The sequence below is a fragment of the Niallia sp. M35 genome, assembly GCF_050971705.1.
Taxonomy (GTDB): domain Bacteria; phylum Bacillota; class Bacilli; order Bacillales; family Cytobacillaceae; genus Niallia; species Niallia circulans_A.
In genome coordinates this window covers 125877-151913 of record NZ_JBPCEP010000012.1, presented here as the reverse complement: position 1 = coordinate 151913, position 26037 = coordinate 125877, and the positions used below count along the sequence as shown (strand labels likewise).

Sequence of the window (26037 nt, the reverse complement as noted above, 5' to 3'; positions counted from 1 at the left end):
TCTGTTATTTCTGTTTCCCACAACACCTTCTCTAACAAAAAAGACTGACATCCATAGTCAGTCTTTTCACCATTTATTTATTTCGGTTTTTCGCTTGCGCTGAATTCAAAGGAAACATGATCTTGGACAGGAATCCATGCACCAATTCCTTGAGAAGTTACATTTTTGACTATAATGGATTTTTTGCTTCCTTTAAGCATCATGTATACTTCACCATATGTCACTTTTCCTTTTTCATTAACTGCAGGTGCATAGCCATATAAATACCCTAGTCTTTTAGCTGGGATATTGTATACTTGATCCTTTTTCGTTCCTGTTCCAACCACTGTTTCAAATGCGAGAGATAACCCTGAATTTTGAGCTGCTTTTACAAGCATCATTTTCTTTACTTGTTCTGCATTGGGAATTTTTGCAGTTAAGCCGCCTCTTACTTTTTTCTGTGATTCTTGCACATAATGGATCTGATAGGATGATTTTCCACCACGATTATCATAGAAATTGGTGTTTATTTTCTGATACTCCCAATTTGGCGCTGTTTCTGTTGATTCATAGTTAAGCGGCCATTGGCCTAAATACACAATGGCTTTATAGCCAAGAGCAAATGGCGTACTATTAACCGTGGATTCATTCAGCATACGAATCAAGTCTGGATTATCGATTTTCACTTTAGAAGAATTAATAAGCTGCTGTGTTAACTCACTAGGTTGTAGCTTAGGTACATCCTGTGTTGGGTTTGGATACGTATTTTCCTTCGTTATATTCATAACTGCATTAGGTATGGTAATAATTTTGGATTTCCGTGGATTTTCTTCTTTTTCTTTTTCTTTTGCTTTTTCCGCATACGTGAACATTGGCAGCATTAAGAAAAAAGATATAAGCACAATCATTATTTTCTTGTACATAGCAAGTTGAACTCCCTTCAAATAATCATCCATCACTATGATTATTTTTTTCGGAGTTTATCGAGATTATCCATTTAAAAATAATTTTTTTCTTTCCTTCTATTTTATTACAAATTTCCCCGTCAGCTTAGAACAGTATGGATGGAAAAATTGAATAGCTGGACCAAGTCCAAAAGCAATGATTAAGGTACCAAGCCCAATAGGTCCTTTTACTAAAAAAGCGAACAATAAAGCAAGTATTTCTCCAATTAGCTTAGCCACCATAAGATTGACTCCATATCTCTCCTGAATGGTAACCATAAAATCATCAATGGGATTTAAAGGAAATTCAGACTGTAAGTAGAGAGCAATCCCGAGACCCACAATAATTAATCCGGCAATAAGTAAAAGTAATTGACTCATAAACATAAAATAATGAAGACGATTAACAAGATGTGCCATCCAAAAGTCAACAAAAAAACCAAGAATAAACACGGTTGCTAGAGATAATAAATTTGGTTTATTGCGTAAAAGTAAAGCGTTAACAAATATAAGGATGATACCTATAATAACAATCCAGCTTCCTATTGTTAATCCAACCAAATGAGACAAACCTACATTAAGAGCATCCCAAGGACCAGCTCCTAAATTTGCCTTAATAGTCAACGTTGCCCCAAACGCTAATATAAAAAGCCCGACTACATACAAAAGGCATCGATAAAAAAATGACGACATACCTGTATATCCCCTTTCTCCAACCATCCTCTTTCTTTCATTCATATGCTTACCTAACTTAAAACTTGTCCGTTATTCTTAAAAATAAATAATCAGAATATTTACATTTATTAAATATTATTGTATAATAAGATCATCAAATAAAAGGAGGGCAGCTATTTAGATCGCTTGTATTTTAGTAAAGGAGGACAATATAAACCTTTGAATATTCATCAATCAGAATGTAATCCATATTACAAAAGGAAAAGAGGTTGGTGATCCGATGGAAGCGACATGATAGAATCCCTAAACAACATATTTAAATCAACGAATACTTAAAATTTATTATCGAAAAATAAAGAGGTGAATAAAGAAAAAGAAGCCTAGCCGTTGTAAAGAAAACGGCTAGGCCTTGTTATTTCTAAATTATGTTTCTTAAAGCAAATAAAACCCAATTCCCATAATCGCATAAGCTGCCAGTAAGGTAGCTCCCTCAAACCAGTTTGTCTCTCCATCATTTGAAATACTTACCATTAGCAATACAGCTGTTACCATACTAATAAGTTCTGGCAACGTAAAGACTAATGACATTCCACTCGGGAAAAACAAGGAAATTAATACTAATAACGGTGCCACAAACATCGCAATTTGCAACGTTGAACCAATCGCAATTTCAACCGCTATGTCCATCTTGTTCTTGTATGCCATTACGACAGCAGAAGCATGTTCGGCCGCATTTCCTACAATCGCCACAATAATGATCCCGATAAATAACTCAGACCAGCCAAATGATTCTGCAACTACCTCGAAAGTATGTACTAGGTTTTCTGATACATAAGCAACTGCTAGTGTTGCAATCGCCAAAATAGCAATACTTTTTTTCACAGACCATTCTGGAATTTCCTCATGAGCATGACCGTGGTCTCCACTCTTTTCCACTTGATAAACTCCGCGATGAGTTACTAATTTGAATAAAAGTGCTGCTAAATACAATACAATCAATATAATAGCGATCCCAATGCTTAAGGAAAGTGTTTTTCCTTCACCCATATTCATCGTAAAAACTTCTGGAATTACAAATGCAACAATAACTGCGAAAATCAGCAGTCCTGAATTATGACGAGCATCAAAAACATTAAATTGCTGTCTCTTATACTTTAGCCCGCCGATAAAAAAGGACAATCCTGCTACCAGCAATAGATTCCCTAACACAGATCCAGTTAAGGATGCTAACACTACTTCTGTTAATCCCTCACGTAAAGCAAATATAGCAATTATTAATTCTACGGCATTACCAAAAGTAGCGTTTAGCAATCCACCAATTCGAGGGCCAGCGACAATTGCTAAGCTTTCTGTTGCTCTTCCCATAAAACTTGATAACGCGATGATGGTAAGACAGTAAATAACAAACATAAGAATGCTTGACCAATGTAACAAGGAACCTATTATCGATAATGGAACTCCAATAAATGCTGCTATCATAAATATTTTATTAACCATTTTTTCGCTTCCTTTCTCCTATCATCTTCATATATTTTCCCATCCAACTGGAGGCTAAACTTATTATACAGCTACTTTCCCTAAATATAACCAGTTTTTAAGAAATGTTACTGTTTTATCATAAGAAAAATAATATTCTTATTTCTCTAAAAAATCTATTGCAATACTGTTCAATCCCCTTTAACATCATTTAGGGAGACTAAATATAGACACAATGTAAGAAATAAGGGAGTATATTATGAACAGTAAAAAATTTGCCGTACTAATTAGCATTGTCAGTATTTCTGGATTTAGTCAAGGAATGCTGCTTCCATTAATAGCTGTTATTTTTGAAAATGATGGTCTTTCTTCCAGTTTAAATGGCTTAAATGCAGTCGGACTCTATATAGGGATTCTGCTAATCTCTCCTTTTATGGAACATCCCTTGCGTAAATATGGGTATAAACCCGTTATCATTTTTGGCGGGTTGGTTGTTATTGTCGCACTAGCACTTTTTCCAGCGTGGAAATCCTTTTGGTTCTGGTTCCTTCTTCGTTTATTTATTGGAATTGGAGATCACTCTCTCCATTTTGCAACCCAAACATGGATTACTACCGCTTCACCAAAGGAGAAACGCGGACGCAATATTTCACTATACGGTGTATTCTTTGGGATTGGATTTGCAGTGGGACCATTGTTAACACCATTAGTAAAAATAAATGAGTCGCTGCCATTTATTCTTTCATCTATTATGTGCTTTATCGCATGGATCTTTATTCTCTGGATTAAAAATGATTTTCCAGAACAAACAGTTGAAACCAATTCATTTCTCGATACAATGAAACGCTTTTCTAGTGCCATGAAGTATGCATGGATTGCTTTTCTTCCACCGCTTGCCTATGGATTCTTAGAATCAAGCTTAAACTCTAGTTTTCCTGTGTATGGATTAAGAATTGAATTAAGTGTCGTCCAGATTTCTCTCTTGCTTACCGCCTTTTCGATAGGAGCTATTGTCTTTCAGCTTCCTTTAGGAATGATTAGTGATAAATTTGGCAGAAGACAGACACTTATAACGATTTTAATTATTGGTACTGCCTGCTTTTCTTTCGCAAGCCTATTAGAAGCTTATTTAATTGGCCTGATCATCTGTCTCTTCCTTGCCGGAATGGCAGTTGGCTCTACCTTCTCACTAGGTATTAGCTATATGACCGATTTAGTTCCAACTAATCTTCTACCGACTGGAAATCTTCTTTGTGGAATGGCCTTTAGTGTTGGGAGTCTCATTGGTCCATATTTGGGCGGGGTGTTTATTCAGTATTTCCAGCATATAAGCTATTTTGTAGTGATTGCTGCTATCTTATTTATTGTTGGTTTGATTATTTTCCTTTTCGGGAAAAAAGAAGTGAAAAATCAATATTTAGCAGAAGCAAAATAATACCTTGCGCATACAATATGTGGTAAAATCAGCTTATACAACTAAATATAAAAAAATTATTTTAATTCGGTATTTATGCTGTCACCTACTAGGTGGCAGCTTTCGTGTTTTTTAAGGGTGTTGAACTTGATTCTCGCTCTCAATAAGAATGATTAACAAAGGAGGAAAAAACGATGTCTACAGAAACAGAATTAAAAACCTATATCGAAACAAAGGTAGAAGCAAAGCCAACTCTATTTGCCAAACTATCTCCTCATCTCGAACTTATTGCTGCAGGGATAAGCGGAGTATTCATTGTTGGCGGCTGGATTTTACATCATTTTCATTATTCTTCTATGTCTATTCTTGCCTACTTACTTGCTTTTGTGATTGGAGGGTATGCAAAAGCGAAAGAGGGAATCAGCGAAACTATTGAAAATAAAGAATTAAATGTCGAAATGCTCATGATTTTTGCTGCAGTTGGTTCTGCTATTATAGGATATTGGGCGGAAGGAGCGATATTAATATTTATTTTTGCTGTAAGCGGAGCATTAGAGACTTATACAATGAATAAGAGCAACAAAGAAATATCTGCCCTGATGAAATTACAGCCAGAAGAAGCGGTGCGAATCCTGCCTGATGGCCAAGAGCAAGTGGTTCCAGTATCTGCTCTTTCTGTCTCCGATATCATTTTAATTAAACCAGGTGAAAGAGTACCTGTGGATGGAAAGATTATAAAAGGAACTACAGCAATTGATGAAGCAGCTATCACAGGCGAATCTATCCCATTATCTAAGGGGATCAATGATGAAGTTTTTGCCGGAACCGTAAATATAAGTGGCTCCATTACCGTCACCCTGACAAAACATGCAGATGAAACTCTTTTCCAAAAAATTATTACATTGATTCAATCAGCACAAAGTGAGAAATCCCCTTCGCAAGCCTTTATCGAAAAGTTCGAAGGTGCGTATGTCAAAATTGTGTTAACTGTTGTTGTCCTATTAATGTTCCTTCCCCATTTCCTATTAGGGTGGTCTTGGAATGAAACTTTTTATCGAGCAATGATTTTTTTAGTCGTGGCCTCTCCTTGTGCCTTAGTTGCAAGCATTATGCCAGCCACCTTATCAGCGATTTCGAATGGAGCAAGAGCTGGTATTCTTTTTAAAGGTGGCGTTCACCTAGAAAACCTTGCCCATATAAGAGCAATTGCCTTTGACAAAACAGGAACATTAACAAAAGGAAAACCGGTTGTAACTGATGTCCTGGTTGATCGTCATTTTTCAAAGAAAGAAATCATTCAAATAACAGCTAGCATTGAAAGCCATTCAAATCATCCACTTGCAAAAGCAATTGTCCAATACGCTAAGCATAAGTATCAAGAGACATTCCCCCAGCCAGAGAGCATTCAAGATAATTCAGGCTGGGGTGTGACCGCCCTTTTGAATAACAGCGAATGGCGGATCGGAAAAGCTGCTTTTGTAGGAGAAAAGGAAGCAAAGGCTTTCCAAGAAGGAAAATATGATCAGTTATCAGAAGAAGGAAAAACCACTGTATTTATTAAAAAAGATGCAGATGTGATTGCGTTAATCGCATTAAAGGATATTGTAAGAGAAGAATCAAAAGAAGCTATTAACCGCTTAAAAGAAAATGGTATTTATACGGTTATGGTGACAGGAGATAATGAAAAAACAGCAAAAGCCATTGCCCAAGAAAGCTATGTAGAGGACTATATTGCGGAATGCTTACCAGAAAAGAAAGTAACCTCTATTAAAGAGTTAAAAGAGCGATATGAAATCGTGGCAATGGTAGGGGATGGAATTAATGATGCACCAGCTCTCGCCACAGCAAATGTCGGCATTGCCATGGGGGAAGGTACAGATGTTGCCTTAGAAACGGCAGATGTCGTCTTAATGAAAAATGATTTACCTAAAATTGCTGATGCTATTCAACTATCTAAACGGATGAATCGAATTATTAAACAAAATATTATCTTTTCTATTTCGGTCATTATGCTATTAATTATTTCCAACTTCTTGCAAATCGTTGCCCTTCCATTTGGCGTTATTGGACATGAGGGCAGCACCATCTTGGTTATTTTAAATAGCTTGCGGTTATTAAAAGGATAAGCAACTCGGCGGGAGGAATGGGATACATGTTTGGCTGATATTTTTTGATTTTGGCTGATTTCTCCTTCCGGTTGGCTGATATTTTTTGGTTTTGGCTGATTCCTCCCTCCGGTTGGCTGATATTTTTTGCTTTTGGCTGATTTCTCCTTCCGGTTGGCTGATATTTTCTATTTTTGGCTGATTCCTCCTTCCGGTTGGCTGATATTTTCTAGTTTTGGCTGATTCCTCCTTCCGGTTGGCTGATATTTTTTGGTTTTGGCTGATTTCTCTTTCTGGTTGGCTGATATTTTTTGCTTTTGGCTGATTCCTCCCTCCGGTTGGCTGATATTTTTTGCTTTTGGCTGATTTCTCCTTCCGGTTGGCTGATATTTTTTGGTTTTGGCTGATTTCTCCTTCCGGTTGGCTGATATTTTTTGCTTTTGGCTGATTTCTCCTTCCGGTTGGCTGATATTTTCTAGTTTTGGCTGATTCCTCCTTCCGGTTGGCTGATATTTTCTAGTTTTGGCTGATTCCTCCTTCCGGTTGGCTGATATTTTTACTTTTCAGCTAATTCTCTTGCTCGATTGGCCAGATATATTCAATTATCCACTATTCCCCAGCCCAATTAGTGATTTTTTTATAAGAGAACCATTTAATTGGCTAAGCTGTATATGAGTCATCATTAATTCCCCCACACTGTTTTCGTCACTGCTAACATTGTTACCAAAAGGAATTAATGGACCAAACACAAACTAGCTAATTTTCCCAATTTATATTGCTATCCTTTATTACGCCAAGCAAAAAGGCCTCCAAAGTGTATCTTTGAAGGCCTTTTGGTTAATGGTAGCCGTTTGATCCGTTGGCAGAACCAGATGTTTTATGCTTTGGCTTACTTTTCCCTTTTTGTTTTGTTCCGCCATCTTTTTTTGTATGTTTTGTCATTTTAAATTCCCCCTTTATTAAATGTTTCCCCTCTAATAGTTTGTTCTTTTGCATTTTTTTTATAGAGGTAAATAACGGATACACTTAACAAGGTTCTTTCTTTCTTTCCGTGAAATAAGCATTAATCTCGCCACCAATAATAATAATAATGCCTGTTATATAGAACCAAATCATTAGAACAATAATTGTTCCAATACTTCCATATGTTGCCGAATAATTACTAAAGTTCCCTACATAATAAGAGAAGGCTAAAGAAGCGACTACCCAGCCAATTGCAGCGAAAATGGCTCCTGGAATAGCGGAAACACATTTTAGTTTTTTATTCGGTGCAATCCAATAAAGAGCAAGAAACACAATAAATAAAATGATTGGGGATGCAAGAAACCTTAAAGTATTCCACAAAGATAAAAATTCATCCGTTAAGTTAAATTGGGAAAATAAAAACATCCCGATTTGTTCTCCAAATACTGGCAATAGCAAAGCAACTACTACTACAGCAATCATTCCAAGTGTCAGTAAAATAGACATTCCTCTTGCAACTATAAAAGATCTTGTTTCTTCCACATCATACGCTTTATTTAATGCCTTTACGATAGCATTTAATCCGTTTGAAGCAGACCATATTGTCGCAATGATACCAAAGGATAATAAACTAACATTTCTGCTTAGCACCTGATCAATATTGGATTCAATCGTATTCATAATATCTCCTGGAGCAAAACCCTCCACTAATCCTAATAAGTCTTCCTTCGTAATAGGAAGATACGGAAGAAGTGTCATCACAAAAATAAGTAATGGGAAAATTGACAAAAGGAAATAATAGGATAATTGGGCTGCCAGATCAAATACATTATCTTGTTGAATTTTCTTGATAAGAACCTTTATAAATGGAATTACGTCTCCCATACAAAATCACCGTCCTAACAGTTCTTTTATGTATGTCTATTGCCCTTTATTGTGTAAATAAAAACCTGTCCATTAAATAGAAAAGACATTAGCTCTTTCTGTACTCATGGTATGTAATGGAAGGCAGCCTAAATGCATCCCTCTTTTCAAATAAAGAGAGGGGGACATAGGCTGCTATCCCTGTTAAAGCATTCTTACAGGCTATTCTGGCTTAGGTAAATATTGCATGCTGGAAACAAGCGTTCTTTCCTGATTTCTCATTTTTCCACTTGTGAAAGCTTCCTTTGTATCTCGGATAATACCTGCTACGACTGGTGTTATTCCTTTTAGTTCTTCTAACTGTTTTTTAACAAATGCAGCATCGTCCGAAATTTTCAGGGCTGAATTCTTTATTTTTTCGGAAGTCAGATTCAAACTAGATGTCATTTGATCTAAATCTGTTACAGTATCTTTCGCATGCTGTAAAGTTGTTACTGCATGTTGTCTTGTATGTCTATCAAATAAGCTGATTGCTGTTCCAATAAGACTGCCGATAAAAAGACCTTTTGTTATACTCATTTTCATCATCCCTGCCACCTCTCCAAATTAGTTATTTTGGCTATTACAGCACCATTTCTAAAACAGGCTTGAAGGATGGCTCTTATTGCCTATAAGGAATATTTTTGTTTAATCTCTCGTAACAGACCTTCACAGCCATCCTTCACTAAGGCAAACACCTCTTCAAAATTGCCGGTATAATATGGGTCTGGTACTTCCTTTCCCGCAGCATGGTCTGTATAATCCATTAATAAACGGACTTTTGTGCCGACTAACATTTCATTAAGCTTTTTGATATTCGCTATATTACTGTTATCCATTGCAATTAGATAATCAAATTCTTCTAAATCCTTATCCGCCAATTGACGGGCAAAAATACCTGCATCCTTGATTTTATTTACTTTAAGAATATCTCTTGTTCCCTGGTGAGGCGGATTTCCAGTATGCCATCCGCCAGTTCCGGCAGAATCACAAATAATAGTCTTCTGCAATCCTTCCTTTTCGACTAGGTCACGGAATACCGCCTCCGCCATAGGCGAACGACAAATATTTCCTAAGCAAATAAATAAAACACGTATTTTCATTTTTATTTTCCTCCATTTTTCTATTTACATACTTTTTTTACTTACCAGTTCGCAAAAAGCACTTTATTTAATCATATACCTCTATATTGACATTTCTATGTTTGCATGAAAAGATGAATAGAACAACTTTATTGTCCAAGAAAGGGGAAAGGTATGAATTTAGATAATAAAACAACAGAAAATGTGAATTTCATGATTGAAAAGATAAAAGAAAAATTAAAAGTATTAAACATAGGTGCCATTAAATCCACCCATTTTGATGAAGATCTATATGATGACATTAAAGAAATTTATGATCATGTGATGAAACGAGACTCCTTTAGTCCAAATGAAATGCAGGCACTCGCTGAAGAGCTTGGAAACTTGCGAAAACAATAACTTGATTTTAAAAAATCAGTGGGTGGATGCCCACTGATTTTTTTAAATGCCATAAGATCGACAAAATATCCCCTTAAGCATCTTGATCTGTAAGAATAACAGGACCTTCTTTTGTGATGGCAATGGTATGCTCATATTGTGCTGAGTGCTTCCCATCTATCGTTCTCGCTGTCCATCCATTATTATCCATTTTCATTTTATAATCACCCATATTGACCATTGGCTCAATTGTAAATACCATTCCTTCTTTGATACGTGGCCCTTTACCAGCTAAACCAAAATGAGGTACTTCTGGTTTTTCATGTATTACTTTTCCAATGCCATGTCCGATAAAATCTCTCACAACAGAAAAACCGTGTTCTTCCACATATTGTTGAATAGCGAATCCAATATCCCCGATGCGATTGCCAACCTTCGCCTGTTCAATACCTATATAGAGGGCTTTTTTTGTAACATCCATCAGTTTTTGCAATTCAGCTGATACTTCTCCAACTGCATATGTCCATGCAGAATCAGCCAATGCTCCATTATAATTAACAACCATGTCAATGGTTACGATATCTCCCTTTTTTAGAGGCTCATTTCTTGGGAAACCGTGACAAATTTCATCATTTATACTAGCACAAGTTGCATATGGATAATCTCGGTATCCTTTTTGTTCGGGAGTCGCTCCCATTTCTGCTAAATAAGCTTCCACCTTTTGATCAATTTCCAAAGTAGTAATACCTGGTTTAATCATCTTGGCAATCATTTTATGACAACCAACTAGAATCTCACCAGCCTTCTTCATTTGTTCAATTTCTCGTTTTGATTTTAATACAATCATGTCCAAGCCTTCTTCCTATCTAAAGTTACCGCTAAGAATGAACACAAATAGAATTTTGTCTATTCCTCTTTTTATATTAGCGGTTCATTAAGTATGCTATCTTAACATTATGAGTTGATTGCAGCAAAAAAAACAACTATTCTCTTCTTAAGATTAACACAAAAAAAGAGCCTATACCTACTGCAACTCATGATAAAAAGATTATATTCCCCTTACCATAAATCTGTGTAGGTACAGACTCTTTCCATTATTTATATTTCTTTATTTATTTAAAAGCTTTAACGATTCACGATTAAAGGCAGGGATATCTTCTGGCGTTCTGCTTGTTACTAATTGGTCCCCACATACGACTACCTCTTCATCCTTAAAAGTAACACCTGCGTATTCCATGTCCACTTTGATTGATTTGTAGCCAGTAGCATTTCTACCTTCTAGCGCTTTAGCAGTAATGAGGAGCTGCGGTCCATGACAGATTGCAAAAACAGGTTTTTTTTCATCCATAAACGCTTTTGTAAAAGCCACAACTCGATCATCGACACGAAGCTGGTCAGGAGAAAATCCTCCTGGTATGAATAAGGCATCAAATTCATCAGGGGAAACTTCATCTATTCCTTTATCAATTGTCACTGAGGCTTCTTTTTGTTTTCCTTCCACCGTTTTACCAGCTTCTAGTTCAATTGTTACAACTTCGTGCCCAGCTTCTTTATAAGCCTTAGCTGGTTCTGTGTACTCAGAGTCCTCAAACATATCAGTAATTAAAGTAGCAATTCTTTTACTCATATATAGCATCTCCTTTTCCTATTTTCTATAAGTAACGTTCCCCATAGAATGAAAATAAAACATGCTAGGACCATTTTTTCACGCTTCGTTTCTTCTTGCAAAATCAACAAATCGAAATTTATCTGGTCGATGTCGCGACTCAGTAAATTGAAATAAAGTAGCATTTTCAAAATAAATGTAGTTTTTCACTACTACGATCGAATGAAATCCTTCTAAATCTAATAGATTATAGTCTTCTTCTGTAGGCTCTTCTACCGTAAATTCTTTTTTCGCAAAGCTAATTTTTAAATTTAACTCTTTCTCAATATAGTCAAAAATAGAGTTTTTACATATTTCCTCTGTTAATCCCGGAACATATTTTTCGACAATATAATCCTTATCTAAAATGATCCGTTCTTGATTAATTTCTCTTACACGAAACACTTCCCAGATAGAATCGTCCTTGTTTAACTGCATTTCCTTTTGCAAAAGAGAAGATGGTTGTTTATTCGTAAAGCTCTCAATAATTGTTACAGAGGAATGTCCCATTTTATCCGCCAATTCCTTAAAGCTAACTAGCCCAGAAATCGGAAATTGAAGTTTTTCTAAATCAAGTACTAAGGAGCCTTTTCCTCTGAGCTTTTGAATATATCCTTTTTGCGATAAAATATTTAAAGCCTTACGGATCGTTTCTCTAGATGTGTTATACTGCTCAGCTAATTCATTTTCAGATGGCAAAATAGTATCAGGTGGATACTTTCCATTTCTGATCGCAGCCTCAAGTTCCTCGAATATCATATAATATTTATTCAACATGAAATTCACCAACATTTTCAAATTATTCGTTACCATTCTACCCTTTTTCAGACAAATTGTCTAAAAAGGATTGAAAAATAAATAAAAAAATGTTTCAGTGTATGTAGAAAAGGGTAAACACTATAAGATATATTTCAATATTGTGAACATACTTTTAAAATAGTCCTTTACATCAATGGTTTATAAGCATAATGGATAGAACAATTCGTTCTTTATATGGAACTTTTTATCTATAAATGCTATCATAAATATACATACCGTAAAGAGTGAAAGTGAGTGAGCGTATGATTGGGGATCGTGTAAAACAGCTACGTTTAGAGAAGAGAATGTCCTTGTCAGAATTAGCTGAACAAGCCGGAGTTGCAAAATCTTATTTAAGTTCCTTGGAAAGAAATTTACAATCCAATCCATCGATTCAGTTTTTAGAAAAAATAGCAGCTGTTTTCAATATACCAGTCGATCATTTAATCAATGATCAACAGAATAAGGATGAGTTAGATTCTGAATGGTTAAAAATTGTAAAAGAGGCAATGGATTCTGGAGTATCCAAAAAAGAATTTCGTGAATTTTTGGAATTTAACAGATGGAGACTGGAACAAAAAAAATAATACGTTTTCCACTTATATGGCTAAAATAGGTTATTAAATTTTTCCATTACAAAAGAGTTATCTACATTGAATGCCTCACAATATAATTCCATTATTGTGAAAAAATTCAATGTAGAGATACCTTTTTTGTCCATTTTTGGACAATCATTTTCTATATACAAATGTTTATTTCGGATTTTCTTGAATTAAGTAATCCTTCTCACTTCGCAAAAATTCTCTTACTTCTTGCAAATTCATTCCAATATTTTTGGCTTCATTAATTAATTGAATCCATTCTGAATCCAATTCCTCGGTAAAAAGTTGACTATTAATCACTTAATTCTTCCCTCCCAAAAATACATTTGTATTTTGGCAGTCCGGCCATCATTGTTTTAAGACATTAGATCCGTGACTTTGCGTCCCAAACTTTCGTATTGGTTTGCCTTTTACATTTACCTTTTCTCGTATTCTTTACTGTTTTCCCATTATATCGCTTTTCCTCATGAAATGATGCAGTAATTTGTCATAAAATTAGGACAAATTACTAAAATATTTCTCGTTGTTTCTACAAAATATGTTGATTCCAGCGAATCTTATCGAATTAATCATACTTATGCATTATTTACAGATTTCTCTAATGCCAGCAGCACTACTTATCTTGTCTTCTATCATAATATTGTGTTTGATAGCTTTTTAGCACTTTTTTAAAAGAATAATTAATATGAATTTGTTCAAATGTAATTGCATCAAAAAAAGGATATTCCGTTAAGTCATTTTGGCATATAGGACAAATCCACCTGCCTCGTTCACTACTACTGTACGATGGTCTATTGCATATGTCACAGTTTTTTCTATACATTTTTCACCTCTTCCTTTGCCTTTTCCTTTTAGGTTTGTATGCTGAAAAATAATTGCTACGATTTAGTAAGAAAATCCATCCTAGTATCTTTTTAATTAGGATTATAATGTTATAAAACACAATAATGTTCTTATTAAAGAACTTTCCCATAAGTATAGTGCAAAACTATCATTTTTTAAAATTCCAAAAACAACCGTTTTTTCTTTTTAACGAACAACTATCATTCTTTTCCTCAGAATAACTCCTATTATCTAGCTTTTTCATATTTTCTATTCATTTTATCGTTCGTTATAATGAAATTATATTTCTTTAGGTGATAAGGAGAAAATTGTTATGCTGGTTGGAGCAAAAATAAAGACATTAAGAATAAAAAAAGGCTTTTCTATTAATGAACTTTCCGACAAATCTGGTGTTTCCAAATCTTATTTAAGTTATATTGAAAGAGGAATTCAAAAAAATCCCTCTCTTCAAGTATTAACGAAACTTGCCCACTCTCTTGAGACAAATGTGGAGGAACTACTAGACAATAATCACACAGTGATAGAAGGCATTGATGAAGACTGGATGAGTTTGGTAGAAGAGGCAATTGAAGAAGGAATCACAAAAGAAGATTTTGCTGGCATTCTTGAATATGTTAAATTTAAAAAAAGACAAGAGAACTAGAAATAAGGAAAAGCTAACTCTATTATAGCAATCGCGCATAAGCATAGGACATAAGCAAAAAATAGTTATGATTATCATAAGTTCATTTTTCTCAATGGGACAACTCTAAAGTCTCCTTGGCTTCCTCTATTGGAGTTTATCTGTACTCTTCCTGTTTCGTTTTTTTAATAAAACTTTTTCATTAAAAAGACTATTCAAAGAGAATGGCACTACCGATTTGGAAAGCGACATTCTTACTTCGAATAGTCTTATTTCTTATTTATTTAACTCTACTGCTATTCTTGAGCCCACTTCTGCATTGTTTTTGACTAATGCAATATTAGCAACTAGGCTTGTTCCTTCTGTTAATTCTTTTACGCGACTTAATAAGAATGGAGTTACTTTTTTACCTGTAATATGGTTTTCTTTCGCTTCTTGAAGTGCCTTTTCAATAATATCTGTAATGTATTTTTCATCGAGAGCATCATTTTCTGGAATTGGATTAGCGATCACTACCCCGCCATCTAATCCTAATACCCATTTTGTTTGGATCATGTCAGCTGCTTCTTTTGGATTTTCTACTGAGAAATTCACTTCAAATGGACTAGTTCTTGTATAGAAGGCTGGAAGAGACTTTGTTCCATATCCTACAACTGGAACGCCATATGTTTCAAGATATTCTAACGTTAATCCAATATCTAATATAGATTTAGCCCCTGCGCAAACAACCGCTACGCTTGTTTTAGCTAATTCTTGTAAATCTGCAGAAATATCCATTGTATGCTCTGCTTCTCTATGAACACCGCCAATTCCACCAGTTACAAACACTTTAATTCCTGCAAGCTCTGCGCAAATCATGGTAGCTGCTACAGTGGTTGCCCCATTCTTTTTACCAGCAATTAAATATGGTAAATCACGTCTGCTTGCTTTCTCAATATTATCGCTTTTAGCTAAAAATTCAATTTCATCTTCTGATAAACCAATCTTTATTTTTCCTTCTATTATCGCAATAGTTGCAGGAACTGCGCCATTTTTCCGAATAATATCTTCTACTTCTTTAGCGGTTTCCACGTTTTGAGGATAAGGCATACCATGGGAAATGATAGTTGATTCTAATGCTACAATCGGTAGATTATTTTTCTTTGCTTCTAATACTTCTTTTGAGAATTCTAGCCATTCTGTTTTCATGTTATATGCTCCTTTTAGCGAAAGTATTTTCCAAATAGTTCTTGTAACTTTTTATTATTTAATAGTGGATTTACTGTTTGATTCGATTGAAGGGTTATGTTCGAGCAAGTAATGCCGATTTTACAAGCGTCTTCCGTGTTTAGGCCTTTAATATGAGAATACATTATACCTGAAACAAGGGAATCGCCAGCACCTGTTACATCGACTACTTCTGCTTCTGGAGGTAAGATAACACCAGCTTCCCCTAGCTTTGTAAAATAGATAAGGCCTTTATCTCCCCTCGTTATAACTACTTTTTCAACACCTTTTTCGAGAATGATTTCGGCTGCTTTAAAGAAGTCTCCCTCTTCTTTTATTTTCATCTCCGCTAATGCCTCTGCCTCATCTCTGTTTGCAATCAACCAAGTAACTCCATGCAAATCTTCGGGCAGTTTTCGTACTTTTGGTGCCGATACAGGTGTAATACACAATGCCATTTGTTCTTGCCTGCATCTGATGATAATATGCTCCAATACTTCTGCTGAAAAATTAGTGTCAAGAATAACTAATTCTGATGTTGCAATATACCCCCACTTTTTATCGATTATATCTTTATCAATGGTGTCATATATAGACATATCCGCTAAAGCAACAGCAAGTTCACCATCAGATTCCAATAAAGCTGTATAGGTCCCCGTTCGATATAGATTAGACAAAAGAGAAGGAGTGATATCTGCATAGCTTTTGGTATTCTCTAGTAGCCATTCCCCTTCATGGTCATCTCCCACAATAGTAAATAAAGAAGTTTCGAGTCCCAATCTCCCTAAATTCTCTGCAATATTTCTTGCTACCCCGCCAGGAGACTGACTTGTAGAGGCTGGATTAGAGGTACCGTATTGAATGGTCTCCTCTGCTTGAACTTTACGATCTACATTGGCTCCTCCAATACAAATAACTTCTTTCTTTTTTGGTAACACATAGGCTCTACCTAGTAGTTTTCCTTCTTTTGTTAAAGAAGAAATATAACCTGCTACCGCAGAACGGGATAAGCCCATTTTCTCAGCTATTTCATTTTGAGTAACAAAGGGATTTTCTTTAATCAGCTGAAGAATAAAAATCTCTTTATCATTCACTTCCATCTCCCCCTCAAATAAAGTGAAACTGCCAATTGTCAGAAGTAGAGAAGAATCATCTCTAGCCCCAAAAACAACATTTGTCTACATTATAAACTTTTGTTTATCAAACAACAAGACTTTATTCATTTTTATGAAAACTTTATTTATTTGTTTTTTTAGGAATCTCTTTTTAATCAAGATTTTCCAATCAAAAAAAGAAGACTATCCATTGTTAGTCTTCTTTTGCTACTCTTGGTTCAATTAAAATATCTACTCTTCTATTTTTTGCTCTTCCAGCAGAACTATCATTACTAGCAATAGGCTGAAACTCACCGTAACCTTTGGCGCTAAATGATTTAGGATCTAGTTTCTTGTTTTCAAGAAGTAATTTCATGAAATTTAAAGCTCTAGTCACACTTAGTTCCCAGTTGGACGCATATCGTGAATTGCGGATGGGAACATTGTCTGTATGTCCACTTATAATAATGCTTCGCGGCGGATCCATGACAAGTAAATTAGCAATTTCGGAAACAACTTTTCTGTCTTTATTGCGAACTTCGGCACTTCCAGAAGCAAAGAGTACATTATCTCTAATTGAAACATGCAAACCTTCATCCGTCAGTTCCGTATCCAGCTTATTCCCTAATTTATTCTTAGCAATATAGGCATTTACCTTTTGTTGAATCTCTGATAATTCTTGTTTATCTTTCTGTTTTTGTAATTCTTTTAGTTCTTTTTCGCTAAGATTTTTTTTATCTTTTTTATCTTCCTTTTTCTCTTGATCAGCCAAATCAACATCTGTAGTTTCACTATTCATTGACGGTGCAGGACTAGGATATTCAAATATACCTGTCCCTCCTTGTAATTCTTTATTAAAAGCTTCTGCGATTTCAGAGAATTTTTTAGCGTCAACAGAACTCATGCCATATAAAACGATAAATAAAGCCAGCAATAAAGTAAGGATATCCGCATAAGGAACAAGCCAAGATTCATCAACATGCTCCTCATGATGTACTTTCTTTTTTTTCTTTTTACTCATTCGTATTCACACTACTTTCGCTTTCTTCAAGAAATTGTCTTCTTTCTGAAACAGGTAAATACGATGCAAGCTTTTGTTCAATTACCCTAGGCGCTTCTCCTTCTAAAATAGAAAGAACCCCTTCTATCATCAAATATTTTTGACTTGCTTCCATGTGTGATTTTCTCTTCAGTTTATTTGCAAATGGATGCCATAAAACGTATCCAGTAAATATCCCCATTAAAGTAGCAACAAACGCGGCACTAATAGCATGTCCAAGCGCTTCAGCATCAGACATATTTCCTAAAGCTGCAATCAGCCCAATTACTGCTCCAAGTACTCCCAATGTAGGGGCGTAGGTACCTGCTTGGGTAAAAATAAGCGCTCCTGTACGATGTCTCTCTTCCATTGCTTCAATTTCTTCTGTTAATACATCTCTAATATACTCTGCACTTTGTCCATCCACAGACAAAGATAAGCCATTTCTCAAAAATGGATCTTCAATTTCATCTGTTTTTGCTTCTAATGCAAGAAGTCCCTCTTTTCTAGCTAATTGTGCCCACTCTGAAAACAAGCGAATTAACTCTTTCGTATCCTGCACTTTCTGCTCCTTAAACAAGATGCCGAATAACTTTGGAACTCGTTTAATCTCTGAAGCAGGAAAGGCAATAACTACTGCTGCTACTGTACCTACTAAAATAATTAGAATAGCTGCTGGATTCAATAATACCGCAGGACTGACACCTTTAAACACCATTCCTACTCCCACAGCAATAATAGCAAGTATAATTCCTATCAAGGAAGTTTTATCCATTATTTTCACCTATCTTATTCCAAAATTTCGATTCTATGTCTTACCTTTTTTTTCGACATTTCTCTTCAAAATTTTAGTTTTATTTCATGTAAATTTCGGAAACTTCATGAATCATGACAATAGTCCTGCTTTTTTAATCGAAAAAGAGGACGGGTCATAAGAATTTCAATCAAATATACCCCCGAACAATTATACGTACACACTAAAAAATAGTCGTATAATTGTTCGGGGGTTAATTAAATTTAAGAATGAGGGTTTGTGATGATTACCGCAGCCTGAATACACTTCGCTTTCCATGGGGCAGCCGCGGAGGCTTAGGTTGCTCCCCGGGGTATTATATGTCTGTAGTGTAATAGAACGAATTGGTTTTCACCACCAAATTAGAGAATATTCGTCTTTATCCATTATATATTTGTTTTGCCAGCCACTCTTTTGAAATATAAGTTAAGAAACCTATATTTGAATCATAACCGTACCTACTATCATTATTTCGGAAAGAATTTATTCTCTACCTTTTTCTGATATCCAGAAAAAGGATTAGAGTGACTTTCTCCTGTACGTTCTTTCATCATTTTACGAAATCGCAATAATTTTTCATTATATTTTCTTTGTAAAACTACCTTTTCTTCTTCTGTCTCACAGGAACGAATTAAATCTTCCATGGACAATAATTCTTGTCTAATCTTATCCTCTTCTAATGAATATCCAGCATTCTTGAGAACACGATAGGCCATTCGCAATTCTTTTGGTACAGAATCTAGACTATCTTTTGGGAGTGGTTTTCCGAACCCTGGAAGATGGTTAAATTCCCCGTCTTTATATGCTTTTTTTATTTTATCTTCTGAAACAAGAATCGAAAAATCCATTCATCTATCCCCTCCTGTTTTCATAAACCTATTTCCATTATACAATTTCCACTTCTCGTCGGTATAGGATGAGCGATTTTTATAAAAAATAGAAAAGAAAGGGGTGTTATTATTGGCACGTGGAGAACATTTCAATCATAAGAAGAAACACCATCCAGGTCCGCTTCCAAAGGACACAAGAAAACATACACATACAGAGGATGCTCCTGGCGATGAAGAATTTATCGTAACACAGGAAGCTTTTAAAAACCGAATCGAAGAAGAAGAGTAAATCCATGCAATAGACGGCGTTCGCGACCATTGGTAAAGGGCGCCGTCCTCCTTTTTCCCTCCCTTTATTTTCCTATACGTTCGAAATAGGTCTTCTATATGCTCCGCATTAATATTCAGCAAAAGCTCACTATTTCCCATTCCCCTTCTCCTCTCATGTTATACTAGAAGGTATCGTATGACTAATAAAACGATAATTATTAAATAACTTAAAATGAATAACAGAATCTGCTTCTATTATTCAAGACAGCTAAAAATTCTATTGGAAGGTGTTTAGATGAAATCTCTTGTGTTATGTGAAAAGCCAAGTGTTGCGAGAGAAATAGCCAGAGTGCTTGGTTGCAATAAATCCACTAAAAATTATTTGGAATCAGATAAATATATAGTGACTTGGGCTTTAGGCCATTTAATTGAATTAAAAATGCCCGAGCATTATGATCCCAAATTTAAAAATTGGAATTTAGATGATTTACCAATTATTCCACAGAAAATGGAATTAAAAGTGATGAAGCAAACCAGTCATCAATATAAAGCCATTGAACAACTGGCAAAAAGAAAAGATATTAAAGATTGTATTATCGCCACAGATGCAGGGCGTGAAGGAGAATTAGTCGCACGTTGGATATTAGAGAAAATCCGATTTACCAAACCAACTAAACGATTATGGATATCTTCACAAACGGACCGAGCAATAAAGGATGGCTTTAAACAACTAAAGCCGGGAAAAGATTACGATCGCTTATATCAATCCGCTGTGTGTAGAGCACAAGCAGATTGGCTAATCGGCTTAAATGTTTCAAGAGCCTTAACAACGAAATTCAATGATCCATTGTCAGCAGGGCGTGTTCAAACCCCTACTTTATCAATGGTTCTAGAGAGAGAAAAAGAAATTCAATCCTTTGTTCCAAAAGAATATTGGACCATCACTGCACAAATAGATTCTCTACAAGCGAAATATGAAAAGAATCAAGAGAGAAGAATCTTTTCAAAAGAAACAGCAGAAAAAATTGTAGCTAATACGAAAGGGAAGCAGGCAGTGGTTGAGACGCTTACCGTAAAAGAAAAAACAGAGCATCAGCCATTGCCTTATGATTTAACAGAACTCCAGCGAGACGCAAACCGCCGATTCGGTTTTTCTGCCAAAAAAACGTTAAATGTCCTGCAGAAGCTATATGAGCAACATAAACTTGTCACCTATCCGAGAACGGATTCACGATACTTAACGACAGATATGAAGAATACGATGATTGATCGCATTGAAAGTATATCCGGCGCATTTAAAGAAGAAGTTCAACCTATCTTACGTAACAAGGGGAAGGTCGAAGCAAATAATGTGTTCAATAACAATAAAGTATCTGACCACCATGCCATTATCCCGACCGAGCAGCCTGTATTTTTAAACCGGTTAGATAATGAGGAAGTAAAAATTTATGACTTAATCGTAAAAAGATTTTTGACGTTATTTTATCCAAAATATAAGTATGAAATTATTTCTACTACATTAAACATTAATGGAGCTTCCTTTGTCGCTCAAGAAACAAATATATTAGAATTAGGTTTTAAAGCTTTAGACTCTCGCAAAACAGATTCTTCAAAAAATATACAGCTTCAAAAGGGACAACAATTAAAAGTCCAATCTGTAAATTTGGAGCAAAAATTTACGGAAGCTCCATCACGTTTTACAGAAGCTGATATTCTAGGAAAAATGGAGAAATTCGGACTGGGGACTCCTGCTACGCGTGCTGAAATAATTGAAAGATTGCTTTCATCTGAGGTATTAGAAAGACAAAATGGGAAATTACATTCTACCTCCAAAGGAAAACAGCTTCTCAATCTCGTTAATGATGATTTGACTACTCCCGATTTAACGGCAAAATGGGAGCAAGAGTTAGAGGATATCGCTAAAGGAAAAGCAAATCCTCATCAATTTATGGAACAAATTAAAGAGCAGACCAAACGATTTGTCCGGGAAATAAAACAAAGTGAGAAATCGTATAAAATGCAAAATCTCACTGGCTCCAAATGTCCTGAATGTGGGTCTTTCCTAAAGGAAAAAAATACAAAAAACGGAAAAATTCTTGTATGCTCCAGTATGGATTGTTCTTTTAGTAAAAGAAAAGATCCTAAACTTTCCAACAAGCGTTGTCCACAATGCCATAAGAAAATGGAAATTCATAATGGAGTGGCCGGTACCTATTTCCAATGCAGAAACTGCAATGTAGTGGAAAAAGCTACAGACCGTAAAAAGACCATTAACAAAAGAGAAGAACGGAAACTTGTTCAGAAATACAGTAAAGACGAAAGCTTTGGAAATAGTCTAGGTGATTTATTAAAAGCCGCGATGAAAAAAGACAATTAAAAGCTACAAGGCTGGTATATTCGCATTCCAGCTAATAATTACTCCAATATCATCCGAAAAGTTATGGATAATTTCGGATGATATTTTTTATGTACTTTGCTACTATTACAAGCCGTTCACACTACTCTTTGCTTCCATGAATCAGTATTCTTCATTTTTCTCATCGATTATTAAACTTTTCTAATAAAGTACTCGCACTTAGTTCTCTAGTGGAGGCAACTTGCCAATCCGCTTTTGCAAAAACATCTCCTTGTCCTATCCCGACAGAAAACATAGGTGTCTGCAGAATTCCACTCAAGCCTGCTTGTCCATCCTCTATAGCAGCACACTCATGATAATCGACCCCTAAGCAATCTGCTGCTGTTAAAAATATTTCTGGATCTGGTTTTCCCTTTTTCAGGGAATGTGGATCTACTATGCATTCGAACCAGTCTCTTATTCCAAAGCGCTCCAATAAAAAAGGTGCATTGGAACTAGAGGATGCAATCCCAAATTTAATACCCATTTCCCTAAGATCTTTCAAAAATTCATACATTCCTGGCAGCATATTTTCTACTGTGAATTCCGAAATTAAAGCTTTATAATATTCACTCTTGTGATTTCCTAACATTTCCTTTTCTCTATCTGTAAATACTTTATCTGTTTGTGCAACTAAGTCGTCAATTAGCACCTTTCGCGGAACACCTTGATATCTTAAGTTATCTTCTCTAGTAAAGGATGCCCCAATCTCCACCGCCATTTTTTTTGTTGCTTTGTAATATAAGGGAACAGTGTCTGCTATAACACCATCAAAATCAAAGATAACTGCTTGTAACCGATTAGTCATAAAAACCTCCCATAAATAAAAAAATCCATTATAGCTATTTTACCAAAAATGCTTATTATTTGTTTCTCTTGCGATAAGATCAATTATTATCCTAATGTTACGATCAATCAGTTTATTTCTCTTTCTAAAAAAGCTACAATAGAAGCAGCATCCATTCCATATTGGGATTCATGTTATACATAGAGCTAACCGCTTATAGAAAAGGAGAATAAAAATGAGTACATTTCAAGAAAATTTACAAAAATATGCTGAACTCGCAGTAAAAGTCGGTGTAAATATCCAAAAAGGACAAACACTTGTTATTAATACATCCATTGAATCTGCAGAGTTTGTTCGTCTTGTCGTAAAAGAAGCTTACCAAATTGGCGCAAGTAATGTTGTAGTCAACTGGAGTGATGATATCGTTACTCGTACAAAATACGAATTGGCACCAGATGAAGCATTTAAAGAATATCCTGAATTTAGAGCAAAAGAGACGATTTCACTTGCAGAAGAAGGGGCAGCCTTCATGTCTGTAGTATCTTCTAGTCCAGACCTTTTAAAAGGGATTGATTCTGAACGAATTAGTAACTTCCAAAAGGCTTCTGGAACAGCTTTAAGCCAATTCCGAAAATATGTACAGTCTGATAAAGTAAGCTGGACCGTAATTGCTGTTCCATCCAAAGCTTGGGCAAATCTTGTTTTCCCAGACGCTCCTGAAAACAGCAGAGTGGAGTTACTATGGGATGCTATATTTAAGGCTATTCGAGTAGATCAAGCAAATCCAATCCAAGCATGGAAAGAGCATGATAAAACACTTCATACAAAAGTGGATTACTTAAATGAAAAAGCATACAAACAGCTTCATTATACAGCTCCAGGTACAGATTTAACGATTGAACTTCCAGAAGGACATCTATGGTGTGGAGCAGGATCTATCAATGAAAAAGGTTTTGAATTCATGGCAAATATGCCGACTGAAGAAGTCTTCACTGTTCCACATAAAAAAGGAGTAAATGGAACTGTATCAAGCACAAAGCCGTTAAGCTATGGCGGAAACATTATTAATAATTTCTCCGTAACCTTTAAAGATGGTCGAATTATCGATGTAAAGGCAGAAGAAGGGGAAGAAATTCTTCGTCAATTAGTTGAAACAGATGAAGGTTCTCATTATCTTGGAGAAGTAGCTTTAGTACCACATCGTTCACCTATTTCTCAATCAAATATTCTTTACTACAATACTTTATTTGATGAAAATGCCTCAAATCACTTAGCAATCGGAAGTGCATATGCATTCTGTATTGAAGGTGGAAAAAAGATGTCAAGTGAAGAACTAGCTGAAAAAGGTTTAAACGATAGTATTACACATGTCGACTTTATGATAGGATCAGACAAAATGAATATTGACGGTATTACCGTAGACGGAAAAATAGAAGCAGTATTCAGAAATGGAGATTGGGCATTTTAATTTTAAGTAACTAAGTTCAATAAGGATGTTCCATGGAATGTTTATGTTATGAAACATTTCACGGAACATCCTTTATTTTTTACTATTCTTTTAATCTTTCTATTTTACCAAGCTAATCGATTTAATTCGTTGAGATAAGTCCAATTGGATGATTAGTTTATAGTTTCCTGCTGTATACGTAGCTATAGACCCAGCCTCTTTCGTAACAAAATCATCTGGCTTCCCGATTGTATCCTGAATCGATTGTACTGATTCTTTTAAACGAATACCTGGAATAGAAATAGAAGTAACAAGATCGGTTTTCTTATCATAGTAATAAGTAATCTCAGGAAAATCCAATTGACTATATTTCTGATTATAATCCTTGATTGTATAATTAGAATTAATTTTCTTTATCTCTTTTATATTTGTTCCGATTGGATATTGGGCGCCTATCAACATTCCTTGTTCCGCTAAATTCTTTAAACTAGAAGTAACAGATAAGTTTTTATATGGATAGTAAAATTCCGTATCATCCAGCCATTTATTGATAATTTCCTTATTTTTAATAGAAGTTCCATCTATTTTTACTAATTTCCCGCTTTTCTGCTCAAGCATCCACGTATCAAATTCCATTTGGTCGGTATCTTTTTCCCTTAAGGTTTGTATATAATTTTGTTGAATGTTTTTGATATTTTTACTATAGATACGCATTCCATAATCAGTTAGGGTAACTAATTTCCCATCATGAATGGTATAGAAATAGGCCATTACCTCATTTGCTTCTTTCCCTTGGTAAACAGCCGCAATATTTTGCTGGTTAACAAGAAATGTTCCTATATTTTTTTGCGATAAATTGAATGTCATAGGATTGGGTAATTCTAGATCTTGTTTTACTGCTTTCTTTCCGTATTCTTTCGTCCATAAGTAAAAGGCAAAGTCTCCAGTCACAATCGTATCGTCTTTTTCCCCTAGATCCGTATCTTCTACTTGCTGATATTTCCTTTCCCCTTCTCCTATAATATATAATTCATACTTTTTCTCTTTCACGTTTATATCTATTTCAAAATAAGCATTATCTTTCGTCCATTGTAAATCTTTCTTAATCACCATATGTTTTTGATCCAACTCATTTTTATGTTTCTCTGTTAGATAGGAATTTACCATAGAAGTGATTAAAATCCCTGCAATTATAATGACTCCGACCACTATTAGCCAGATATATTTATTTTTTTTCATTATCTTTCTCCTATTTTCCAAACACATCTATACTCCTTTAGAAGGAGTTAGAGTTTCACTTTATGGATAGTTGTCGTTCTAGTTGTTTAAAATCAAGCATAACTACCATAATTTCTATTATTGAAAGCTCACTAAAGATAATTCCAATTTTTTATTGAACTTCATATATACTTATTAATAGTACCAAATTGCTCTCCAATCTACAAATCTAGCTTTTTCCAGCACCTATTTCCCCCTTCTCCGAGACCTTTACCACACAACATATGGACTATCCACCGCTCACCCATTCCCCATATCCAAGGACCTAACTTGCGTCAATATAAATAAATATGAGATGATTAATATAGCTAGCTATATATATAAATAGAGAAAACTCCGATCCTCGTGGTTTTTCTTCACTCTTGCTAATATTAAGCACCTTACTCAGTCTTTTCGGATGCCTTTTTCCTTATTGATTTCACCGCCCGTTAAAATGGAGATAAAAGATTCTTAAAATTAGGAGGGATAA

Annotated in this window: 26 protein-coding genes and 1 riboswitch; of the genes, 8 read left to right on the top strand and 18 right to left on the bottom strand. The window is 35.2% G+C overall.

Going from position 1 to position 26037, the window contains the following annotated elements:
- Positions 1 to 77 precede the first annotated feature (77 nt).
- The 3 genes from NiCM35_RS17825 to cax form a co-directional block, all read right to left on the bottom strand.
- Positions 78 to 902 carry a YfkD famly protein gene (locus NiCM35_RS17825; protein WP_095330728.1) on the bottom strand — a complete coding sequence of 275 codons (825 nt, stop codon included), beginning with the start codon at positions 900 to 902 and terminating at the stop codon, positions 78 to 80.
- Positions 903 to 1001: 99 nt separating this feature from the next.
- Positions 1002 to 1616 carry a YczE/YyaS/YitT family protein gene (locus tag NiCM35_RS17820; RefSeq protein ID WP_095330727.1) on the bottom strand — a complete coding sequence of 205 codons (615 nt, stop codon included), beginning with the start codon at positions 1614 to 1616 and terminating at the stop codon, positions 1002 to 1004.
- 414 nt (positions 1617 to 2030) lie between these two features.
- A complete protein-coding gene (cax, locus tag NiCM35_RS17815) occupies positions 2031 to 3095 on the bottom strand; it encodes a calcium/proton exchanger (protein WP_095330725.1) in 1065 nt (354 codons plus the stop codon).
- 238 nt (positions 3096 to 3333) lie between these two features.
- Here cax and NiCM35_RS17810 point away from each other — a divergent pair, with 238 nt between their 5' ends.
- Positions 3334 to 4509 (top strand): MFS transporter, encoded by a 1176-nt coding sequence (locus NiCM35_RS17810; RefSeq protein ID WP_433780343.1) that lies wholly within the window; start codon positions 3334 to 3336, stop codon positions 4507 to 4509.
- Between the two features lie 173 nt (positions 4510 to 4682).
- Complete coding sequence (locus tag NiCM35_RS17805; protein ID WP_095330721.1) at positions 4683 to 6614, top strand: heavy metal translocating P-type ATPase; 1932 nt, start codon at positions 4683 to 4685, stop codon at positions 6612 to 6614.
- A 1005-nt stretch (positions 6615 to 7619) separates the two neighbouring features.
- On the opposite strand, the gene NiCM35_RS17800 is transcribed toward NiCM35_RS17805, so the two are convergent.
- The 3 genes from NiCM35_RS17800 to NiCM35_RS17790 form a co-directional block, all read right to left on the bottom strand.
- Positions 7620 to 8441, bottom strand: a complete 822-nt coding sequence (locus NiCM35_RS17800; protein WP_433780341.1) for a YihY/virulence factor BrkB family protein — start codon at positions 8439 to 8441, stop codon at positions 7620 to 7622.
- 201 nt (positions 8442 to 8642) lie between these two features.
- Complete coding sequence (locus NiCM35_RS17795; RefSeq protein ID WP_433780339.1) at positions 8643 to 9008, bottom strand: hypothetical protein; 366 nt, start codon at positions 9006 to 9008, stop codon at positions 8643 to 8645.
- Positions 9009 to 9088: 80 nt separating this feature from the next.
- Positions 9089 to 9562 (bottom strand): low molecular weight protein-tyrosine-phosphatase, encoded by a 474-nt coding sequence (locus tag NiCM35_RS17790; RefSeq protein ID WP_095330715.1) that lies wholly within the window; start codon positions 9560 to 9562, stop codon positions 9089 to 9091.
- Positions 9563 to 9715: 153 nt separating this feature from the next.
- Here NiCM35_RS17790 and NiCM35_RS17785 point away from each other — a divergent pair, with 153 nt between their 5' ends.
- Positions 9716 to 9940 (top strand): DUF1128 domain-containing protein, encoded by a 225-nt coding sequence (locus NiCM35_RS17785; RefSeq protein WP_095330713.1) that lies wholly within the window; start codon positions 9716 to 9718, stop codon positions 9938 to 9940.
- A 73-nt stretch (positions 9941 to 10013) separates the two neighbouring features.
- Here NiCM35_RS17785 and map read toward each other — a convergent pair whose 3' ends face one another.
- The 3 genes from map to treR all read right to left on the bottom strand — a co-directional run bounded on the left by map (position 10014) and on the right by treR (position 12341).
- Complete coding sequence (gene map / locus NiCM35_RS17780; protein ID WP_095330711.1) at positions 10014 to 10766, bottom strand: type I methionyl aminopeptidase; 753 nt, start codon at positions 10764 to 10766, stop codon at positions 10014 to 10016.
- A gap of 261 nt (positions 10767 to 11027) precedes the next feature.
- Positions 11028 to 11546: a type 1 glutamine amidotransferase domain-containing protein gene (locus NiCM35_RS17775; protein WP_095330709.1), complete on the bottom strand. Its 519-nt coding sequence runs from the start codon at positions 11544 to 11546 to the stop codon at positions 11028 to 11030.
- Positions 11547 to 11624: 78 nt separating this feature from the next.
- Entirely contained in the window at positions 11625 to 12341 is a 717-nt protein-coding gene (gene treR / locus NiCM35_RS17770; RefSeq protein WP_171509291.1) for a trehalose operon repressor, read from the bottom strand.
- A 284-nt stretch (positions 12342 to 12625) separates the two neighbouring features.
- Here treR and NiCM35_RS17765 point away from each other — a divergent pair, with 284 nt between their 5' ends.
- Entirely contained in the window at positions 12626 to 12949 is a 324-nt protein-coding gene (locus NiCM35_RS17765; protein WP_047941727.1) for a helix-turn-helix domain-containing protein, read from the top strand.
- A 165-nt stretch (positions 12950 to 13114) separates the two neighbouring features.
- Here NiCM35_RS17765 and NiCM35_RS17760 read toward each other — a convergent pair whose 3' ends face one another.
- Both NiCM35_RS17760 and NiCM35_RS17755 read right to left on the bottom strand, forming a co-directional pair.
- Positions 13115 to 13264: an anti-repressor SinI family protein gene (locus NiCM35_RS17760; RefSeq protein ID WP_082138297.1), complete on the bottom strand. Its 150-nt coding sequence runs from the start codon at positions 13262 to 13264 to the stop codon at positions 13115 to 13117.
- A gap of 32 nt (positions 13265 to 13296) precedes the next feature.
- Positions 13297 to 13382, bottom strand: a riboswitch (cyclic di-GMP riboswitch).
- A 195-nt stretch (positions 13383 to 13577) separates the two neighbouring features.
- Positions 13578 to 13787 (bottom strand): hypothetical protein, encoded by a 210-nt coding sequence (locus tag NiCM35_RS17755; protein WP_047941728.1) that lies wholly within the window; start codon positions 13785 to 13787, stop codon positions 13578 to 13580.
- A gap of 333 nt (positions 13788 to 14120) precedes the next feature.
- Between NiCM35_RS17755 and NiCM35_RS17750 the strand changes: the two genes are divergently transcribed.
- Positions 14121 to 14450 (top strand): helix-turn-helix domain-containing protein, encoded by a 330-nt coding sequence (locus NiCM35_RS17750; protein WP_123258886.1) that lies wholly within the window; start codon positions 14121 to 14123, stop codon positions 14448 to 14450.
- Positions 14451 to 14705: 255 nt separating this feature from the next.
- On the opposite strand, the gene NiCM35_RS17745 is transcribed toward NiCM35_RS17750, so the two are convergent.
- From NiCM35_RS17745 to NiCM35_RS17725, 5 genes are all read right to left on the bottom strand, one after another.
- Positions 14706 to 15617 (bottom strand): pseudouridine-5'-phosphate glycosidase, encoded by a 912-nt coding sequence (locus NiCM35_RS17745; protein ID WP_433780335.1) that lies wholly within the window; start codon positions 15615 to 15617, stop codon positions 14706 to 14708.
- A 14-nt stretch (positions 15618 to 15631) separates the two neighbouring features.
- Positions 15632 to 16735 carry a carbohydrate kinase gene (locus NiCM35_RS17740; RefSeq protein WP_217279784.1) on the bottom strand — a complete coding sequence of 368 codons (1104 nt, stop codon included), beginning with the start codon at positions 16733 to 16735 and terminating at the stop codon, positions 15632 to 15634.
- A 208-nt stretch (positions 16736 to 16943) separates the two neighbouring features.
- Positions 16944 to 17750, bottom strand: coding sequence for a flagellar motor protein MotB (motB, locus tag NiCM35_RS17735; RefSeq protein ID WP_095330700.1), 807 nt, complete (start codon positions 17748 to 17750; stop codon positions 16944 to 16946).
- Positions 17743 to 18543, bottom strand: coding sequence for a flagellar motor stator protein MotA (motA, locus tag NiCM35_RS17730; RefSeq protein WP_095330698.1), 801 nt, complete (start codon positions 18541 to 18543; stop codon positions 17743 to 17745). The genes motB and motA overlap by 8 nt, the downstream gene beginning before the upstream one ends.
- Positions 18544 to 19028: 485 nt before the next feature.
- The gene (locus NiCM35_RS17725) at positions 19029 to 19409 is read right to left on the bottom strand and encodes a DnaJ family domain-containing protein (protein WP_095330697.1); all 381 of its coding nucleotides are present in this window, start codon (positions 19407 to 19409) and stop codon (positions 19029 to 19031) included.
- A gap of 112 nt (positions 19410 to 19521) precedes the next feature.
- Here NiCM35_RS17725 and NiCM35_RS17720 point away from each other — a divergent pair, with 112 nt between their 5' ends.
- Positions 19522 to 19680, top strand: a complete 159-nt coding sequence (locus NiCM35_RS17720; protein ID WP_162837578.1) for a hypothetical protein — start codon at positions 19522 to 19524, stop codon at positions 19678 to 19680.
- 276 nt (positions 19681 to 19956) lie between these two features.
- Positions 19957 to 22038 (top strand): DNA topoisomerase III, encoded by a 2082-nt coding sequence (locus NiCM35_RS17715; protein ID WP_433780333.1) that lies wholly within the window; start codon positions 19957 to 19959, stop codon positions 22036 to 22038.
- A gap of 160 nt (positions 22039 to 22198) precedes the next feature.
- Here the strand turns inward: NiCM35_RS17715 and pgmB are convergent, their stop codons facing one another.
- Positions 22199 to 22864, bottom strand: a complete 666-nt coding sequence (gene pgmB, locus NiCM35_RS17710) for a beta-phosphoglucomutase (RefSeq protein ID WP_341123712.1) — start codon at positions 22862 to 22864, stop codon at positions 22199 to 22201.
- Positions 22865 to 23078: 214 nt separating this feature from the next.
- Here pgmB and NiCM35_RS17705 point away from each other — a divergent pair, with 214 nt between their 5' ends.
- Positions 23079 to 24311 (top strand): aminopeptidase, encoded by a 1233-nt coding sequence (locus tag NiCM35_RS17705; protein ID WP_163186764.1) that lies wholly within the window; start codon positions 23079 to 23081, stop codon positions 24309 to 24311.
- A 99-nt stretch (positions 24312 to 24410) separates the two neighbouring features.
- Here NiCM35_RS17705 and NiCM35_RS17700 read toward each other — a convergent pair whose 3' ends face one another.
- Entirely contained in the window at positions 24411 to 25529 is a 1119-nt protein-coding gene (locus tag NiCM35_RS17700) for a DUF4309 domain-containing protein (RefSeq protein WP_163186762.1), read from the bottom strand.
- Positions 25530 to 26037: the final 508 nt, after the last annotated feature.

What these genes read in the sequence shown, in the direction of transcription:
- NiCM35_RS17825 (WP_095330728.1), bottom strand. Translation starts at nt 902, where the DNA reads ATGTACAAGAAAATAATGATTGTGCTTATATCTTTTTTCTTAATGCTG.
- NiCM35_RS17820 (WP_095330727.1), bottom strand. Translation starts at nt 1,616, where the DNA reads ATGTCGTCATTTTTTTATCGATGCCTTTTGTATGTAGTCGGGCTTTTT.
- cax (WP_095330725.1), bottom strand. Translation starts at nt 3,095, where the DNA reads ATGGTTAATAAAATATTTATGATAGCAGCATTTATTGGAGTTCCATTA.
- NiCM35_RS17810 (WP_433780343.1), top strand. Translation starts at nt 3,334, where the DNA reads ATGAACAGTAAAAAATTTGCCGTACTAATTAGCATTGTCAGTATTTCT.
- NiCM35_RS17805 (WP_095330721.1), top strand. Translation starts at nt 4,683, where the DNA reads ATGTCTACAGAAACAGAATTAAAAACCTATATCGAAACAAAGGTAGAA.
- NiCM35_RS17800 (WP_433780341.1), bottom strand. Translation starts at nt 8,441, where the DNA reads ATGGGAGACGTAATTCCATTTATAAAGGTTCTTATCAAGAAAATTCAA.
- NiCM35_RS17795 (WP_433780339.1), bottom strand. Translation starts at nt 9,008, where the DNA reads ATGATGAAAATGAGTATAACAAAAGGTCTTTTTATCGGCAGTCTTATT.
- NiCM35_RS17790 (WP_095330715.1), bottom strand. Translation starts at nt 9,562, where the DNA reads ATGAAAATACGTGTTTTATTTATTTGCTTAGGAAATATTTGTCGTTCG.
- NiCM35_RS17785 (WP_095330713.1), top strand. Translation starts at nt 9,716, where the DNA reads ATGAATTTAGATAATAAAACAACAGAAAATGTGAATTTCATGATTGAA.
- map (WP_095330711.1), bottom strand. Translation starts at nt 10,766, where the DNA reads ATGATTGTATTAAAATCAAAACGAGAAATTGAACAAATGAAGAAGGCT.
- NiCM35_RS17775 (WP_095330709.1), bottom strand. Translation starts at nt 11,546, where the DNA reads ATGAGTAAAAGAATTGCTACTTTAATTACTGATATGTTTGAGGACTCT.
- treR (WP_171509291.1), bottom strand. Translation starts at nt 12,341, where the DNA reads ATGTTGAATAAATATTATATGATATTCGAGGAACTTGAGGCTGCGATC.
- NiCM35_RS17765 (WP_047941727.1), top strand. Translation starts at nt 12,626, where the DNA reads ATGATTGGGGATCGTGTAAAACAGCTACGTTTAGAGAAGAGAATGTCC.
- NiCM35_RS17755 (WP_047941728.1), bottom strand. Translation starts at nt 13,787, where the DNA reads ATGTATAGAAAAAACTGTGACATATGCAATAGACCATCGTACAGTAGT.
- NiCM35_RS17750 (WP_123258886.1), top strand. Translation starts at nt 14,121, where the DNA reads ATGCTGGTTGGAGCAAAAATAAAGACATTAAGAATAAAAAAAGGCTTT.
- NiCM35_RS17745 (WP_433780335.1), bottom strand. Translation starts at nt 15,617, where the DNA reads ATGAAAACAGAATGGCTAGAATTCTCAAAAGAAGTATTAGAAGCAAAG.
- NiCM35_RS17740 (WP_217279784.1), bottom strand. Translation starts at nt 16,735, where the DNA reads ATGGAAGTGAATGATAAAGAGATTTTTATTCTTCAGCTGATTAAAGAA.
- motB (WP_095330700.1), bottom strand. Translation starts at nt 17,750, where the DNA reads ATGAGTAAAAAGAAAAAAAAGAAAGTACATCATGAGGAGCATGTTGAT.
- motA (WP_095330698.1), bottom strand. Translation starts at nt 18,543, where the DNA reads ATGGATAAAACTTCCTTGATAGGAATTATACTTGCTATTATTGCTGTG.
- NiCM35_RS17725 (WP_095330697.1), bottom strand. Translation starts at nt 19,409, where the DNA reads ATGGATTTTTCGATTCTTGTTTCAGAAGATAAAATAAAAAAAGCATAT.
- NiCM35_RS17715 (WP_433780333.1), top strand. Translation starts at nt 19,957, where the DNA reads ATGAAATCTCTTGTGTTATGTGAAAAGCCAAGTGTTGCGAGAGAAATA.
- pgmB (WP_341123712.1), bottom strand. Translation starts at nt 22,864, where the DNA reads ATGACTAATCGGTTACAAGCAGTTATCTTTGATTTTGATGGTGTTATA.
- NiCM35_RS17705 (WP_163186764.1), top strand. Translation starts at nt 23,079, where the DNA reads ATGAGTACATTTCAAGAAAATTTACAAAAATATGCTGAACTCGCAGTA.
- NiCM35_RS17700 (WP_163186762.1), bottom strand. Translation starts at nt 25,529, where the DNA reads ATGAAAAAAAATAAATATATCTGGCTAATAGTGGTCGGAGTCATTATA.